The sequence below is a fragment of the Rhodocytophaga rosea genome, from assembly GCF_010119975.1.
Lineage (GTDB): Bacteria > Bacteroidota > Bacteroidia > Cytophagales > 172606-1 > Rhodocytophaga > Rhodocytophaga rosea.
Map to the genome: position 1 here is coordinate 1,458,062 of NZ_CP048222.1, position 15,868 is coordinate 1,473,929.

Annotated in this window: 13 protein-coding genes; 7 read left to right on the forward strand and 6 right to left on the reverse strand. The window is 40.7% G+C overall.

The window, feature by feature from the left end; genetic code table 11:
• Positions 1–95 precede the first annotated feature (95 nt).
• Complete coding sequence (locus GXP67_RS06200) at positions 96–2,174, reverse strand: PKD domain-containing protein (RefSeq protein ID WP_162442339.1); 2,079 nt, start codon at positions 2,172–2,174, stop codon at positions 96–98.
• 396 nt (positions 2,175–2,570) lie between these two features.
• On the opposite strand from GXP67_RS06200, the gene GXP67_RS06205 reads away from it, so the two are divergent.
• From GXP67_RS06205 to GXP67_RS06215, 3 genes are all read left to right on the forward strand, one after another.
• On the forward strand, positions 2,571–3,242 hold the full coding sequence (locus GXP67_RS06205; RefSeq protein ID WP_162442340.1) for an Ig-like domain-containing protein: 672 nt from the start codon (positions 2,571–2,573) through the stop codon (positions 3,240–3,242).
• Positions 3,243–3,381: 139 nt separating this feature from the next.
• Positions 3,382–3,924: an RNA polymerase sigma factor gene (locus tag GXP67_RS06210; protein WP_232064996.1), complete on the forward strand. Its 543-nt coding sequence runs from the start codon at positions 3,382–3,384 to the stop codon at positions 3,922–3,924.
• Entirely contained in the window at positions 3,918–5,660 is a 1,743-nt protein-coding gene (locus tag GXP67_RS06215) for a hypothetical protein (RefSeq protein ID WP_162442341.1), read from the forward strand. Before GXP67_RS06210 ends, GXP67_RS06215 begins: the two co-directional genes overlap by 7 nt.
• A gap of 116 nt (positions 5,661–5,776) precedes the next feature.
• Here GXP67_RS06215 and GXP67_RS06220 read toward each other — a convergent pair whose 3' ends face one another.
• Positions 5,777–7,135, reverse strand: coding sequence for a phosphatase PAP2 family protein (locus GXP67_RS06220; RefSeq protein WP_162442342.1), 1,359 nt, complete (start codon positions 7,133–7,135; stop codon positions 5,777–5,779).
• Positions 7,136–7,327: 192 nt separating this feature from the next.
• Here GXP67_RS06220 and GXP67_RS06225 point away from each other — a divergent pair, with 192 nt between their 5' ends.
• A complete protein-coding gene (locus tag GXP67_RS06225) occupies positions 7,328–8,371 on the forward strand; it encodes a sensor histidine kinase (RefSeq protein ID WP_162442343.1) in 1,044 nt (347 codons plus the stop codon).
• Positions 8,364–9,056, forward strand: coding sequence for a LytR/AlgR family response regulator transcription factor (locus tag GXP67_RS06230; protein ID WP_162442344.1), 693 nt, complete (start codon positions 8,364–8,366; stop codon positions 9,054–9,056). Before GXP67_RS06225 ends, GXP67_RS06230 begins: the two co-directional genes overlap by 8 nt.
• Here the strand turns inward: GXP67_RS06230 and GXP67_RS06235 are convergent, their stop codons facing one another.
• From GXP67_RS06235 to GXP67_RS06250, 4 genes are all read right to left on the reverse strand, one after another.
• Complete coding sequence (locus tag GXP67_RS06235) at positions 9,057–9,392, reverse strand: nucleotide pyrophosphohydrolase (protein ID WP_162442345.1); 336 nt, start codon at positions 9,390–9,392, stop codon at positions 9,057–9,059. It lies immediately after the preceding gene.
• 30 nt (positions 9,393–9,422) lie between these two features.
• On the reverse strand, positions 9,423–10,472 hold the full coding sequence (gene rsmH / locus GXP67_RS06240) for a 16S rRNA (cytosine(1402)-N(4))-methyltransferase RsmH (protein WP_162442346.1): 1,050 nt from the start codon (positions 10,470–10,472) through the stop codon (positions 9,423–9,425).
• 638 nt (positions 10,473–11,110) lie between these two features.
• Positions 11,111–11,827: a response regulator transcription factor gene (locus tag GXP67_RS06245; RefSeq protein WP_162442347.1), complete on the reverse strand. Its 717-nt coding sequence runs from the start codon at positions 11,825–11,827 to the stop codon at positions 11,111–11,113.
• A 43-nt stretch (positions 11,828–11,870) separates the two neighbouring features.
• Positions 11,871–14,114: a sensor histidine kinase gene (locus GXP67_RS06250; RefSeq protein WP_162442348.1), complete on the reverse strand. Its 2,244-nt coding sequence runs from the start codon at positions 14,112–14,114 to the stop codon at positions 11,871–11,873.
• A 167-nt stretch (positions 14,115–14,281) separates the two neighbouring features.
• Here GXP67_RS06250 and GXP67_RS06255 point away from each other — a divergent pair, with 167 nt between their 5' ends.
• Complete coding sequence (locus GXP67_RS06255) at positions 14,282–15,280, forward strand: T9SS type A sorting domain-containing protein (protein ID WP_162442349.1); 999 nt, start codon at positions 14,282–14,284, stop codon at positions 15,278–15,280.
• Positions 15,281–15,405: 125 nt separating this feature from the next.
• Positions 15,406–15,864 carry a hypothetical protein gene (locus GXP67_RS06260; protein ID WP_162442350.1) on the forward strand — a complete coding sequence of 153 codons (459 nt, stop codon included), beginning with the start codon at positions 15,406–15,408 and terminating at the stop codon, positions 15,862–15,864.
• Positions 15,865–15,868: the final 4 nt, after the last annotated feature.

A 15,868-nucleotide genomic window follows, 5' to 3' on the forward strand; every position in this document is an offset into this window, starting at 1 on the left:
GGGACAACTAAAGCGATCCTCCTCTGTCTTCTCTGTTGCTATAACTATTCACCTTTACTAACAACTAAAAACGAACAACCAGCAACGATATAGTATTAGCGTTTGTAATATTTGAAAGACGAATTATCCGGATTGGTAATTTTTAATTCCCAATAGCCTTCGCCAGTTAATGTATTGTACATGCGGTTGATTTCGTAGCGAAGTGTCATGCCGGATGGTTGTACATCAGTATCTACACTCTGGCTCTGGTCACAAGGATTATAGAATTTACTTCTCCAGTAATTTTCCTGAAAGGTGAGGTTATTCCCGGAAGCACTTACATTTCCGGTGATGTATTCAGCAGAATAAGGATTTCCACAACCTGCCCAGGGTCCATGCTCGGCAATAGTCCAAATATAGCTTCCATTTTCACTGATTTTGAGGCCAAAGCCTGCATTTGGGTTCATTGTCCATGGAGTAGTAGCCCCTCTGAACCACTGGTTGGTCTGACGGTTGTAAAATTTATCATCAATCGCATATCCCCGGTCAAAACTCCATTGATTTACCCATTCCCCAGCAATTGTAGTGGTAGGTGCCTCCTGAAAAGTAAGCTTGGCAGGTCCTTTAGTCAGGTTGAAGAAAGTATTGGCAGTAGTTACATCTGAATTTATTTTCGCACCCAGATCAGTAAAAGCTACTACTCCCCAACCCAACCCATAATGAATGTCAGACTGTATAACAGAAACTTTGCCCGTATTGGTAATAGTGATATTGGCTGTCTCGTTGCCAAAGTTTGGTATCTGTTTATTTCCGGCATAAGACACTTCAGTATACTGTAATTTGTTTGATTCATGCGCTGTATTAAATAACAGCCCTCCCCAGTTTTGATTTGCGGTTTTGGTACGGGCAGTAAAAGTGATTTTATTAGTAGGTGTTCCGATTGCATTCAAATAACCGCCATCCACTCTCATAACCAGTCCTTCCCTAAATTCCAGGGTTGCTCCTGCAGCTATTTTCAAGCCTGATTGTACCGTAATATCGCTGCTGATATAATAACTGCTTCCATCCATCAGGTCTGGCCAGGTTACTTCTCCGGTATGATTGAGCGTTCCGCTTGTTTCTACCCCATTCATACCATTATTCCCTGAAAAAGTAGAAGCTGCATCGAGTTTATGAACCTGATTGGATGGTAAATAAATCGCTCCGCCAGTATTTTTGCTGAATCCATTGGCTGAGAAAGCTGCCAGCTCAGAGGCACCTTGTACATACAGCCCATACCCTCCGCTGAATGCAAATAAGGAATTAGCTATTTTTAACGAAGACGCTGTTGTAGCACTACCTGCTAAGGCTACGTTTGTCTTAACATCAGCAAGCAATTCTGCATAACTGCTGCTGCCACCAAATTCAACCGTAGCAAACTCCAGTTCATTTTCAAGGGTATTGCTTTGCACTAAAATTCCTTTCCAGAAGCCAGCAGTTTTCGATTTGCCGGTAAATACAATTCTTTCCTGCTGGGTACCTTTGGTAATGAGCGTTCCCTGGGGATAAATATGCATACCTTTATCGGCTTCAAATTCTATAACCACCCCAGGTTTAATGGTAAGTTTTGCTTTTACAATCAGGCTGGCCGTTACCAGGTAATCTGGTTTGGTTGGATCAGGATTAATGTTTTCCAGCACCCGATCCGTAGAAATTTCACCTCCCAGGGTAACCAGATCGGCTGGGGTAATAGTTACCAGCGCTTTATCTTTGGCCTGCCCATTGGCATTTGAAACTGTTAATTCCACTTCATATTCTCCGGCGAGGTCACCAGCAAAAGCAGGATTTACAGTTGTGGCATTCGTAATTGTGGCTGTACTGTTGGACGGTTTCTTGGTGAACACCCAGTTATAATTTAAAACCGTCCCTTTGCTGTCTTTTGATTTACTACCGTCTAAGCTAACAATCACGCCAACTTTTGCAGACTGATTAGTGCCGGCATCAGCAGTCACTTTGGGTTGTGGTTCTGGTTTTGGTACAACTGTATCATCTTTTTTACAAGCGGCCGTTAGAATAAGTAAGCCTATTGCCAGTAAGAATACATAGCTCTGGCAAAAAGCATTGGCTTTGCCAAATGAATGTGTAATAAGTTTTGGTAAAAAAATGGAAGAGATATTGAAAAATGTGTGATCTGAAAGTTGTTTACTTGTTTTCATTGTAGAGTGTAGCCTGTATGTATAGGTTTGAAAAATTTTTAAAGGCACAGCTATGCCCGGCTATAGCCAGAGGCTATAGCAAAAATTCTCGATTCGTGTTAAGTTAAGGTTATGAGCAGACGGACCGGTTATGCATCTGTAGACTTAGAATTTCTGCGCAGAAATTGCCTGAAAACACATGTCTTTTTTCAGGGTCTAAGCCTCGTCTGTGGGTAAGACAAGGCTCACATAGGAAAGGGTTGCCTGGAGAAATAAAAAAATGTAATATTTTTTTGAGCCCTGTAAGTAAGCATCAGCTGCCTGATACCTGATAGTTGATAAAAAAATTTATAACTCTAGGCAACGCTTTATACCCGTCACTTGTCTTACCTACAAAAGCAATAGCAAATAACACCAATGAACCGCTCTTTAATAAAATACATCTTTTTCCTTCTGGCAGCTTTAAGTATATTAAACAGTTGCGATAAGATAGGAGATGACGTATTGCCTGTAAAAATTCAGGATTTCCGCTTATACCCCGATGATATTTATACCTTTGGTGGCCTGATCAGGCTTGATCCTTTAAATAATGATAGCTTAAAAGTAGATGCAAAAGTAACCTATTCGCAGCCGCAGCATGGTACCCTTGAACTAGACCAGGATGGCAGTATGCTGTATTTATCTGATGTTGATTTTCTCGGTACAGATAGCCTTGAATATACCGTGTGCAGTGCCCGGCTTTGTAAATCAGAGAAAATCCGTTTGTATGTAGAAAGCCCGCCAGATCCTGAAACCTGTGTTACCAGCCTTGGAGCTGACTCTCTGGAAACTACTAAAAATACCCCCAAAGGCATCCGTATTTTCATGAATGATATTATTTGTCCGATGTCGGGAACGTCGGTTTTTGCTCCGCAAAAGGGTACCTTTAAAACCATCGATTACTCAGGCAGTTATAAAAATACAACCTATGTATATTATCCGCCCAAAGATTTCGTAGGAGAAGATTCTTTTAAATACAGAATCCATCCCGACCCCAGTGACTTTTATGGGAATTATATAGAAATGGTGGTAAAAGTAACAGTAAAATAAAAGTATATATGGCGTATTTGAATTTCTCCGGAAAGATTTCCTACAGGTATTTTTTAAAACATTTTACAAAATAGTAATTTGTAGATCCAGCTTATATACCTATCCTTTAACCAAAACCCAATTCCATTTTATAACACACGTGTACGCCGAGCAGGAAATTATTGAAGGCTGTAAAAAAGGGAAATCTTCTTTTCAGGAGAAGTTATACAATATGTATTCCCGCCAGATGATGGCAGTGTGCGTACGTTATACCAGATCACGGTTCGAGGCGGAAGATATTTTTCATGAGGCTTTTGTTAAAGTATTCAAAAATATCCACAGCTATAACGGCGGCTCTTTTGAAGGCTGGATGCGCCGCATTTTTGTAAATACGGCTATTAACTATTACCACAAGAATAAAAAATACCAGGAACAACTCGATTACAGTACCATTGAAGAGAGTTCTCCTGCGGAGGAAAATGTACTGAGCGAGATTTCGGGCAAAGAATTGTTGTTATTAATCGATCAGTTGCCGGAAGGCTATAAGCTGGTGTTTAACTTGTATGAAGTGGAAGGTTATACCCACCGGGAGATCAGCGAAATGCTGTCTATTGCGGAAGGTACTTCCAAATCGCAGTTAGCCAAGGCGAAAGTATACCTGAAGAAAATTCTGCACAACTATTCAATTAAAGAGAAATGTTAACCGATAAGGAACGGGCAGAGATCCGGCGTAAAATGATGGAACTTACTGAAGAGCCTCCGGCTAATGCCTGGAAAGCTATTCATGCAGAAATCAAACCCAGGAGGCGCTGGCGTTTTGCCTGGTGGATTACTGGCGCTGTACTCCTGTTGTTAACAACCGCCGGAATATATTTTATAGTTGATTATTACAATAGCCAGGAAGGAAGTGTTCCTACTGCTTCTTTATCTCAACTTGAGACTGAAATTGCTGTGCCTGCTACTGCGCAACCTGCAAAGCCAAATACGGTAGCACCACAAGCAAGTACCCAATCTGGCGTAAGTTCTCCGTTTCCGGCTCACGGAACTGAACATACTCCAACTGAAATTGGAAAAGAAACTCAACCTCTGGCTTCTAAGGCTCCTGTAAAAAACTTGCCTTCAGAAAATGTACCTGCTGCTACTCCGGAGAATATACCAGCTGAAAATATTCCAGGAAAGGTGAAGGGCAACTTAAAAACGACTTCAACTGCTATATTGAAAGACAAAATTAAGAATGAGCCAATACCGCAGACTAAAGAAAATGCCAAAGAAAGGACGCCACATGTAAGGCCGGAAATTGTAGAGAATCGTCAGATAAGTCGTCCAGGTCACATATTGGAACAGCCTTCAACTGAAAAAAATCCTAATAAACAACCAGTGGAAAAAGCAGCGCCTATAGATGTACCCGGCAAAACGCCATCCTCTACAGCTAATCCAGTTAGTACTGCAAAGCCCGGGAAAATTGCACCTAATGAAACATTGTCTAAAACCGTCTTACTTCCGGGCTCAGAGGAAAAATCTGCCAATGGTATACCAGGCAAACCGCAGGATACAGAAAATTCTAAAGAGGTATCATTTAACCGGCCCCTGATTACTTCTATTCCTTCCAGGTCGCTTCATGCAAATGCCAGTATTTATGAACTGGTTTTAGATTCAATACATCTGGCATTGGTTGCAAAACCTGAGGTATTACCTGTAAAGGAACATATTATTACACCTGAAAGAAAGCCTGCTGCCAAAGAATGGACAATGGGCGTATTTTTTTCTCCCAGGTATGCCTTCCGGGTAATAACGCCAGCCAGTTCAGATGATATTTATATTACCGGATTGAGCAAAACAAAAAAATCTGGCACTGACAGAATGGGATATGAAGCCGGGATAAATCTAAGTAAAACCATTAGCCGCAATCTGTACCTGGAAACCAGCCTGACTTTTATGCAATTGAAAGAGAATTTATCTTACGATTATACAACTGGCATCATTGATACCCTGCTCCGTACGGTAAGCCCGGATGGAAAAGAAGTGCAGGTAAATGCTGTGTATGTAACCGGTACCCGTCAGCTGATCAGTACCTATGCCTATGGCGGATGGCGGATGGGCGCTACCTATTATTTCTGGCAAAACCATCACCGCCGGTTCAATTTCACCCTAAACGGTGGCGTGAATCTGCTGCTAAAAGGCCAGACGAGAGAAATTATCAACGGGCAGGAATCCAGAACTTTGTATTTTCCTTCCAAAGAAAATATCCTGGAACAAACCAATTATAATTTGATGGCAGGTGCCGGTTATTCGGTAAGGGTAATGCAAAAATACGAACTGATGCTGATGCCTACGCTAAATTATTTTCTGGGCTCTACCTTTAAAACAAGAGAACCTTTTGGCTTAAAACCATATTCCCTGGGCATACATATCCAGCTCAAACGCCGATTTCCTTTATAAAAATCTATTAATTGAATAACAAAAGAAGCTAAACGTAAAAGATTTAGCTTCTTTTGTTAGGATGAATCTATAACCTATTGCCAACAATTATAAACGAATAAACACAGCCAATAAGACTATTTCTTCGCCTGCGCACCTACCCTCTTCTGATTAGTATTCGTTAATATATTCCCGGCACCATCGGCCTGTACTTTTCTGATGACAGCATTGGCTACTTTTTTGCCTAGTTCCAGACCAGCTTCATTATCACTCCGGAAATGTATGCCTGCCTGAAAACGGGATTCTGCTCCATCCTTAGCTATTTTCTGAAAATAGGCTTTTTCTGCTGGGAAAAAGAATGAATACAACTCTCCAACCACCCCACACATCATGGCATGGCCGGAAGGGTATCCGGGAAAGGGCGGCGCAGGCATTAGTGCCTGGTAGGTAGTATCGTACTGGTCCGGTCGGATACCCCAATACGCATATTTGGCATCCCAGCAGGCTACAAAACCATCGTAAGTAGCCACTGAATTAATAGCATATATTCTGGCTGCCATAGGCGGATTCAGGTGCAGGTTATATTCGAATATTTTTTTACTTAGCAGATCATCGCTTGCAAAATGGCTGGCATAGTAAAAAGCATTGGCCTTAGAACGGAATGTTTGCTTATAGTTTTTCATTTCCTCCATCTCTTTTGCAAAATCAGGCGGTGGGCCAGGACGGAATTGACTGGCATTGCTCAGCACTACCGTTTTATTCAAGCCAGCCTGCGGAAACATCGGATTTTTTCCTTTCCAAAGCCCAGGGCCTTCCGGTATTTTACCATTCCAGACAGAATTTGGTATAAAGTTTTTTGTACGTTCGATTTCATGCTGCGCTATCCGTTTGCCTAACTCAAAACCAGCTTTGGTATCACTCGGAAAAGCAGTTCCGGCAGCAATCCGTGAGTTTATGGCTTGTTGTGCCATCCGGGTTACAGAATCGGCTAAAGCCGGGAAAAAATGAGAAATGATTGTTGTTGCCACCCCTGCGGCTACTGAATGTTCACAAGGATACGAAGGGCTATCTGGCTTTTGTACCAACGTTTGGATATGGCCATCTGCTGCAAAAGGCCGGGGACGATTATAGGTGTATTTTGTATCCCAGGCAGCAATCGTAGCGTCATAGGTAGCCGTACCAAGCAACATATTTGCCAGCACTCCTCTGGTAGTCGTATCGCTCATCCATAAATCGGCCATGAGTTGTTGCCACCGGTAACCTGGAGATCCGGCATTCCAGAATAATATTTGCTGCATACCGGCAGAATCCAGGTTTTGTTGCCTGGCAAGTACCTGTGTAATTTCTGATTTGTAAGAAGCAGGCGGCGGCAAACGGTAGGCCTTGCCGGATTCAATAAACCAGGTTTTCCAGCTGCCGGCAGAAGGTTCTATCTGGGCTTGTACATGCATAGCTATGCTAAGAATAGTTATGAGGATTAGTAGGCTCTTTTTCATAAATTATGTTTTTTCTTCCAAGAATAGAGAAAGAGCCATTGCCAGTAAAGCTAGTGTCAACAAACAGCAGGGCAACGTAAACAAACAGCCATTTTAAGGCAATTACCTCCCTTCGTTGACGCAAACGGCGATTCTGTAGACGTTACTAAGCAAGTGCCGTAATTTTCCCAAATTTCTCCCGAACTTAGCCAGATGAAAGTACCGTTCGATAAAGGGCTGATTCGATTTTATGCCAGGGCTGGCGCTGCCTTTTTATCGCTGTGGTTGTTTGGCGATCTGGTGAGTGAAACGGAAACGTTTTTGCCCAGAGCCATCAATAATATCTGGCGGTGCCTGTATGTGATCCTTGCTAATTTTATATTACTGGAATATACCCTTCCTTTTATCAGATTCACCTGGAAGCGGATACTAGCCGGAATTTTTCTCATTTGGATGCATTTGATGTTTTATTCCTTTGGCCTGTACGCATGGCGGCTGATCGGCATAGGATTACATATTTATACACCGCTTACCACTTTTTCAGATGTAAGCGAAGGTGTGCAGGATCAAATGTCGTTTAGTATAGCTTCTATCTTATTTTTTGGTATTACCCGGCATATGTATAACTATACAAAACTCAAACAAGCTGCCCAGCAACTGCGCATCGAAAAACAGGCCGCCGAACTCAACTATCTTAAGTCACAAACGAATCCGCATTTTTTATTCAACACCCTGAATAATATATATTCTCTGGCCAGAATAAAATCTGATCTGGCTCCTGAATCTATATTGCGACTCTCACAATTGCTACGGTTTATGCTCTATGAAACCAGTGGCGCTTATATAGCTATTGAACAGGAGCTGAAAATTATCAGCGATTATATTGCCCTCGAAAAACTGCGTTATGATGAAAGTCTGCATATTAATTTTAGTTATAACATTGAAGATATGAAACAAGCCATTCCTCCTCTCCTACTGATTCCCCTGGTAGAAAATGCATTTAAACATGGGGTTTCCGAAACCAGAGACCGTCCTTTTGTAGATATTCATCTGTCGGTAAATAAGCGGCAACTGGCTTTTACCGTAAAAAATTCTACGGATACTTTTCCGGACAAACGGCCTGTCAAAGAAAATATCGGCCTTTCGAATCTGAGGCGGCAACTAGAACTGCTTTACACCAATTATAGTCTTACCGTTCAGCAAGGAGATTCTATATTTACAGCTACCTTACAAATTAATCTGGCAAGCCATGTCTAAACTCAGGTGTATTATTATAGAAGATGAGCCACTGGCTGTAAAAGTGCTTGCCGATTATATTGCACAAGTGCCTTTTCTGGAGTTGCAGGGCACTTTTAAAGATGCGATTCTGGCCACCGAATATTTGCGTACCCATACCGTAGACCTGCTATTTCTGGACATTCATTTGCCCAAATTAAAAGGAATGGCATTTTTGAAAACGCTTACACAGCCACCAGCAGTGATTATTACTACCGCTTATCACCAGTATGCCGTAGAGGGATTTGATCTGAATGTAACAGATTATTTGCTCAAACCTTTTGAATTTGAACGTTTTCTGATCGCTGTGAATAAAGTAAAAACTGAAGAAAAAGAGGTACATAAACCTCAGCCTAATAGCGAAATAAAAGACTATTTATTTCTGAATGTGCAGAAAAAGAAGGTAAAGATTCTGTTTTCCGAAATGGTGTATATTGAAAGCCAGCGGGAATACATTAAAATTGTAACCACCCAACGAACGTATCTGTCCAAAATGAGCACGCATGAAATAGAAGCAATTTTACCTTCAAATCTATTTAAGCGGATTCACCGATCTTTCATTATATCTGTAAATAAGATTGAATCATATACTGCAGAAGAAGTAGAAGTGAATGGAGTATCCATTCCTTTAGGCAGAGGATACCGGGATGTGTTAGAAAATCTGTAATTATAACTCGTTATACTTCTTATTGGAGTTTAAACTTTTCTCGACCGGGTATTTGGCAGCGTTCTTATCAATTTTAGCTGAAATAGCTTCTAACAGATCAATGTTGTGATGGCGGCTGATATACATTAAGAATATGGCAATATCGGCCAGTTCATCTTTAATTTTCTCGGGGTCAATCTGAGTCTGCTGCTCAGTGGATTTCCATAAGTATAACTCTTGTAATTCGCCCACTTCAATATTCAGCCCAAGCAGCAGGTCTTTGATCTGATGAAATTGTGCCCAGTTTCTCTCATCTCTGAATCGGATTACTTTATTTTCTATCTCCTTAAAATCCATTGGTTAAAAAAGTATATGTACATCAAGTGATTATGCTTTAATCGCCCACCGCAATTTGGCTGACTTTGCCCTGGGATTGCTGTTACATTCTTCTGCCGATGGACGAATGGGATCTGGTGCAATCTCACGATACAGGCCAAGCCGGAAAAAGTGCTGAAACGATTTTTTCACCCTTCTGTCTTCTCCGGAATGAAATGAAAGAATAGCCACCTTTCCACCCGGAGCAAGTACAAACGGAAGTTTATCCAGAAACTTATCCAGAACGGTAAATTCATGGTTTACGGCGATCCGCAAGGCTTGAAAGCATCGCTGGCAGCTTTTCTTGATCTCTTCTTTGCGACTGGCAGCCGGCAAAAATACAAGCGCTTCTTTGATAACTTCCTGTAAACTTGTTGTAGTGGTGATTGGTGTCCCTTTTGCGATAGTAGAGGTAATAGTTTTTGCAATAGGTTCCGCATGTGGCTCATCGGCATTTTCTATCAGAATCTCTTCCAGTTTTGCCCGGGAAATCGTTTTCAACAGATCAGCTACCGATTTTCCGCTTTTGGGATTGAGCCGTAAATCCAGAGGTCCTTCCACCTTAAATGAAAAACCCCGCTGTGGATTGTCTATCTGCATAGAAGAAACACCTAAATCTGCTAATACAAAATTCAGGGGTCCCGACAGGGAAACAATCTGGTCGATCTCTGCAAAATTCATCCGTTGTATCACTAACACATCCGGGCCAAATCCCAACGACAAAAGCCGTTCCTGCGTTTTGGGTAACTCAATCGGATCTACATCAAAGGCATATAAACGTCCGCCTGGCAACAGCCGATTTAATATCTCCACACTATGCCCACCATAGCCTAAGGTAGCATCTACACCTGTTTGGCCTGGTGTAATCTGCAGAAAATCCATAATTTCGTTTACACAAATTGAGCGGTGCATACCGGCAGGGGTACGCCCTTGTTGTATAATTTTTTCTACCTGGTCTTTATATTGTTCAGGCTGAAGCTCTTTATATTTCTCATGAAAAACTTTGGGGTGTGTGCCTTTGTAGCGAATACGCCTGGTCCGTTTGGGTTCTTGCTGATCCATACTTGTAAAGCTAAGGATTTGGCCTCTATTTAGATAAATTAACAGATTGAAAAGTAATTATTGTTTTTCCAGTATGCTTTAGAAATTGTATAGCTATTCGATAGATTCGAATATATTCTCCTTATTATAAGTTTCTACCTGAGTATATCAACTTATAGCTGTTTTAAGTAATGATTACCTAAGAAGATGCTAGGAGTAAGAGGACAAAAGTTGGAAAAGGCTTTTTATTCTCCATATTACAATTTCTATCTTCGGTAGTTATTCGTTGAAAAGGCTATAGATAATAAACATGTTTCTAAATAGCTAATAGAGCGTGATTAGGAAATTTTGAGATGTAAATTCCAAATATTACAAGCTTAATTACATGATAAGGCCATTAAAGGCAAGAGATTTATTTCTGTACACTTGGCTCACGGCTCCCAAACGTTTCGCACCTGCCAATACATTTTCTAATGTGATTCTTATACTAAATTCAAATGAGTAGTGCGTATTAATCTTATCGCAACACATTGTATTATAGTTTATTACCAACAACCAATAACTAACAACGATTTAGTATTATCTGTGCATACTCTATATAACATCTAATATTTTATCCTTTATAAACAAGTTTAATGACTATTGACCAATGACTAAGGTCAGACATTCAGCAGGGAATTGAGCACCATCAGTTTATAGCCAGTACCGTGAACATTTACAATTTCGATGGAAGGATCGTCTTTGAGGTATTTACGAAGTTTGGTGATATACACATCCATACTGCGGGCATTAAAATAGGTATCGTCTTGCCAGATCATCTTAAGCGCCAGGGTACGTTCGAGTGTATGGTTAATGTTTATACACAGCAGTTTTAACAGTTCAGATTCTTTGCTGGTGAGTTTGATGCTGACCGTATCTTTCCGTAGACATTGTTGCTCATAATCAAACTGGTAAGTGCCAATGGCAAAATGGCTCACCTCTCTGCTTGCTTCCAGTGTATGGCTCGATCTTCTCAAAATTGCTTTCATGCGCAGCAACAATTCTTCCATGCTGAACGGTTTGGTCATATAATCGTCGGCACCAATGCGCAAACCTTCCAGGGTATCTTCTTTCAAACATTTGGCCGTAAGAAAAATAATGGGGATTTGTTTATTGCTGATGCGGACTTCTTTGGCCAGGGAAAAGCCATCTTTTTTGGGCAGCATTACATCGAATATACAAAGATCGAACCCCTGCTGACGAAAAATACCAAATGCCTGTTCTCCGTCAGTTGCCAGATTAACCAGAAAACCCTTAATTTCCAGATATTCTTTCAATAGCTGTCCCAGGTTGGGGTCATCTTCTACCAGTAATATTTTTGTAGGAATTGCTTTCATAATTTATAATATTCCACCATTTCTAATAAGTATATAAAATTCATCACACCTGAACCTTCTGCACATATGGCAAAAACACTTCAAACGAACTTCCGGCTCCTGGCTGGCTTTCTACCTGAATTCGTCCGCAATGGCCTTGCAAAATGGTTTTTACATAACTTAAGCCTAGCCCGAAGCCTTTTACATTATGCACATTTCCGGTGGGAACGCGGTAAAAACGATCAAAAATACGGCTTAGGGCTTCTTTGCTCATGCCAATGCCTTTGTCGGCAATGGTGATGCTTACGCCATCGACAAGGCTTCTGGTTTGAATGCGGATGTGAGGCGCTTCCGGAGAATACTTATTGGCATTATCGAGCAGGTTATGAATAATATTGGTCAGGTGCATTTCATCAGCTTCGATCTGGGTATGTTGTGCCTGCAAATCTAAATCTACGGTTCCCTGGCGCTTTTCGATCTGAACTCCGATATTTTGTAATACCTCATCAATCACTTCATGAATATCTACTTTCGACATTTTAAGCTTCAGGTTTCCCTTATCCAGCAGCGCTGCCTGCAATACTTTCTCGACCTGCATCCCTAACCTCTTATTTTCATCCCGGATAATATGCAGATACCGGTTCATCTGCGCCGGATTTTTATTCACTTCTGTATCCTGCAATACTTCACAAGCCAGAGAAATGGTAGAAATCGGCGTTTTAAACTCATGTGTCATGTTGTTAATAAAGTCATTTTTTACTTCCGAGAGCTTTTTTTGCTTTAAAATAGTGGTAACCGCAAAGTAAAAACATCCCAGAATCAACAGCACCATTACGCCCGAACTGGCGAGTACAGTCCACATGGTCTGCATGATGTATTGCTGCTGGGTAGGAAAATGAATATAGAGCAGATCATTGGTATTGAATACATCCGTTGGAAACAAAGCGGCTTTAAATGCATGGCCGGGTAAGCGGGACTGCATATTGCTGTGCGAGGCAAGCACAATTTTATTATGGTCTCCAGCTACGATTCCATACTGGTAGGGAATATCTATCTGGTGATTTTTGATTTCTTTTCTGAGCAGTGTATCGAGCATTTTGCGGTTAATACGCTCCGCCACAGGCTTTTTTTCACGCACTAACTCACTAAATACATCTTTCACCATTGCCGATTTATCTTCTACTTTTTCAAAATCCTCCTGCAAAGCAGATTTGGTTAATTTCAGGCTGTCCTGATGAATAGGTGCTTGCGTTTTCCATTCTTTTTTTTCATGTTCCGGTGCTTTGGGTGCGGTTCTTACGACAACAGAGGTTTGCGGCGAATGTGTGGATGAATAGAGCTGTAGCAGGGAATCTTGTTGCTTGCGAAAGATCAGCATCGCCTTCTCCGATAGTATAGCTTTATTCAAAGACTCATCCAGCTTATCCTGTATCCATATGGCTGAACCCGGATTTGTATACCAGTTCATATCTTCTGCCTGGCTCAACGAATATAGCATCAGGGTATCCGCCAACAATCGTCCCGCCAATGCAGGATAATCGGATTTATACACTCTATTTTTATCTTTTTTTAGTTTCTGATGTATTTTCTCCAATTCTGCATTCTTTTCTTTTACATGCTCATTCAGATTTAACTGGTATTCAAACAAGTTGCCATCCATATTAATGGTAACAGAATTAGATAAATCCTGATTATCAAAATAAAAGCCGGAAGACAATGAGTCCCACCTGTTCATAAAAGCACTATCCGGAAAGTTGAATGCAAAAGAACCGTGGGAAAATACATTCGGAAGAAGCTGACTTATATTGCCCAAAACATTGGGATGCGTTTTTGAAGCATATACTTTATCATCTATGATCACAAATTCATCCGGATTCAAACGCAGTACTTCTATTTGCTTAGGTTTTATCTTCGATCCATATACGGTTTTGGGTTTTAGCTTTTCATTAGATGGAGCGGCTATAACAGGTATTTCTGAAGGTTGAATAACGGGTACCAGCTTACGGTCTGGCGTTAACAGCCTTATTGCTGCAAGCTTTGCTTTGGGAAGGACTTTATTCGTTTTTTTTACAGAACTATCGGGTTGTTGTATATTTTCGGATTGTTTTAATTTACGGGCGACCAGCTCCAGGGCTTCCTGCTTTTCCAGTTTAGTTACCACCGTTCGTAAAGCTTCCTGCACACTTTGGTTGAAGCGTTCATTCTTTACCGCAATTGCATGATTAATCCAGTATAACTGAAAAGCAATCAGCCCGATCAGTGCCAGGGTCATGGAAGCAATAATGAGTTGGATCTGCCTCTTTTTCATAAACAGGTGAGATTTTTTGCCTTTTCTCCTATACAAAAATAACCGCCTTTTTATTTCTCAGCCAGTTTTTAACACATTTTAACATTCTTTAACTGGCCTTTAACAATGTTGTATAGCTTGGCATTGTACTTTTGTAGCATCTGAAAAGAACTTTATAACCAATTTATATGAAAACGCTCATTTCTTCCAAAAACGTTGTGTATCTGTACCTGTTTTGTTTTTCCCTCTTACAAACCGCTGTTTTTGCGCAGGACACTCAAAAGAAAGAAAAAACGGAAGAGGATGACAATGTTCATATCCGCATAGAAAAAACAGAGAATGGAAAAACAACTATTATAGAAAGAACCTATAAGGCTGGTGAAGAACCGGAAAGGTTCTGGGGAGATAATTTCCTGGGTGGTGATAAAGATTTGTTGAAAGGATTCGGGGATGGATTTAAATTCTACACCGATTCCTCTTTTTCCCACGGGCCTTCTAATTTTTATTTCCGCACGCCTGACACAGACGATCCACTGTTTTTCTATAAAGATGGAGATTCTACCGGAAATCATGTATTCAGATATGATTTCGACCAGCATAACCTGGATAGCCTTATCAATAGCCAGCTAAAAAACAGTCAGATCATTATTATGGATATGAACAAGCGCCTGAAAGGAATGAACATCGATAGCCTGATGGAACTACATGATAACTCTATGAAAGACTTTAATTTCCAGTGGGATAATTCAGATTTTATTTTCCCGAATCCTTACAACGGGGATGATTTAAACCTGCTGCTGGACAAAGATTTATATGATGTGGAAGAAGTAGAGACTGATAAAGGCAAAAAAATGCTAAGAATAAACCCTAAGGATAAAAAGAAAAACAAGGAAAATAAAAAATCAAAAAATTTAAGGGAGAGCATGCAACTTTCTCCCTCCAGTTTTAATCTTTATCCTAACCCGGCTGATGGAATGGTGAAGTTAAACTTGAATCTGCCGGAGACCGGAACTACCACGATCACGGTGGTAAATGCACAGGGTAAAGAAGTATATAAAGAGCGATTAAAGGATTTTACCGGCAAATACATCAAGCAAATTGATTTGAGCAAAGAAGGAAGCGGCGTTTTTGTGGTGCAGGTGGTACAGAATAACAACCATCTATCCAGGAAAATATATATGAAATAAAAAATTTTATAAAATTATAGTACTTTGTATTGCAAGGTATCATCCAATCTACTATATTTGGTATATCAAAGTAGCAATCAATAAAAGGTAGCCAAAAAACACGAAAAAATTCAACCAACACTTATATGAAAACGCTGAGACTTTTTCCGATTTTTATGTTGCTTAGTATGCTAAGCATGGGTATGGGTTTTCCGGATATTATTTCTGACAAGGACATGGCTGAAATCCAGGCCAACAGAAGGCAAAAAGTAAAAAAAGCTGCTCAAACTGAAAAATCAGTTTGTCCGGATAAGGCAGATGTAAAAGTAGTGAAGCAATCTGAGCAGCCTGAAGATAATAAAGTGCGTTCAACCAACAAGGCTAACAAGGAAGCTGAATCTAACTTTATCCACCAGGCGGCCACTTCTCTGAACAATATTGCCGTGAAAGTATTTGATATCAAGGGTAATCTTTTGCTTAAGGAGCAAATGCGAATGGAGGATTTCCTCAGCAGCGAATTATCTGCAGATCTTCTGCCGCAAGGAAGTACGTTTGTCATGTTTCATGGAAACACAGCCTATTACTTTCTGGATAAGCAAGATTAGAATC

Coding starts and splice junctions, on each gene's coding strand:
- GXP67_RS06200 (WP_162442339.1), bottom strand. CDS start 2,174: ATGAAAACAAGTAAACAACTTTCAGATCACACATTTTTCAATATCTCT.
- GXP67_RS06205 (WP_162442340.1), top strand. CDS start 2,571: ATGAACCGCTCTTTAATAAAATACATCTTTTTCCTTCTGGCAGCTTTA.
- GXP67_RS06215 (WP_162442341.1), top strand. CDS start 3,918: ATGTTAACCGATAAGGAACGGGCAGAGATCCGGCGTAAAATGATGGAA.
- GXP67_RS06220 (WP_162442342.1), bottom strand. CDS start 7,135: ATGAAAAAGAGCCTACTAATCCTCATAACTATTCTTAGCATAGCTATG.
- GXP67_RS06225 (WP_162442343.1), top strand. CDS start 7,328: ATGAAAGTACCGTTCGATAAAGGGCTGATTCGATTTTATGCCAGGGCT.
- GXP67_RS06230 (WP_162442344.1), top strand. CDS start 8,364: ATGTCTAAACTCAGGTGTATTATTATAGAAGATGAGCCACTGGCTGTA.
- GXP67_RS06235 (WP_162442345.1), bottom strand. CDS start 9,392: ATGGATTTTAAGGAGATAGAAAATAAAGTAATCCGATTCAGAGATGAG.
- rsmH (WP_162442346.1), bottom strand. CDS start 10,472: ATGGATCAGCAAGAACCCAAACGGACCAGGCGTATTCGCTACAAAGGC.
- GXP67_RS06245 (WP_162442347.1), bottom strand. CDS start 11,827: ATGAAAGCAATTCCTACAAAAATATTACTGGTAGAAGATGACCCCAAC.
- GXP67_RS06250 (WP_162442348.1), bottom strand. CDS start 14,114: ATGAAAAAGAGGCAGATCCAACTCATTATTGCTTCCATGACCCTGGCA.
- GXP67_RS06255 (WP_162442349.1), top strand. CDS start 14,282: ATGAAAACGCTCATTTCTTCCAAAAACGTTGTGTATCTGTACCTGTTT.
- GXP67_RS06260 (WP_162442350.1), top strand. CDS start 15,406: ATGAAAACGCTGAGACTTTTTCCGATTTTTATGTTGCTTAGTATGCTA.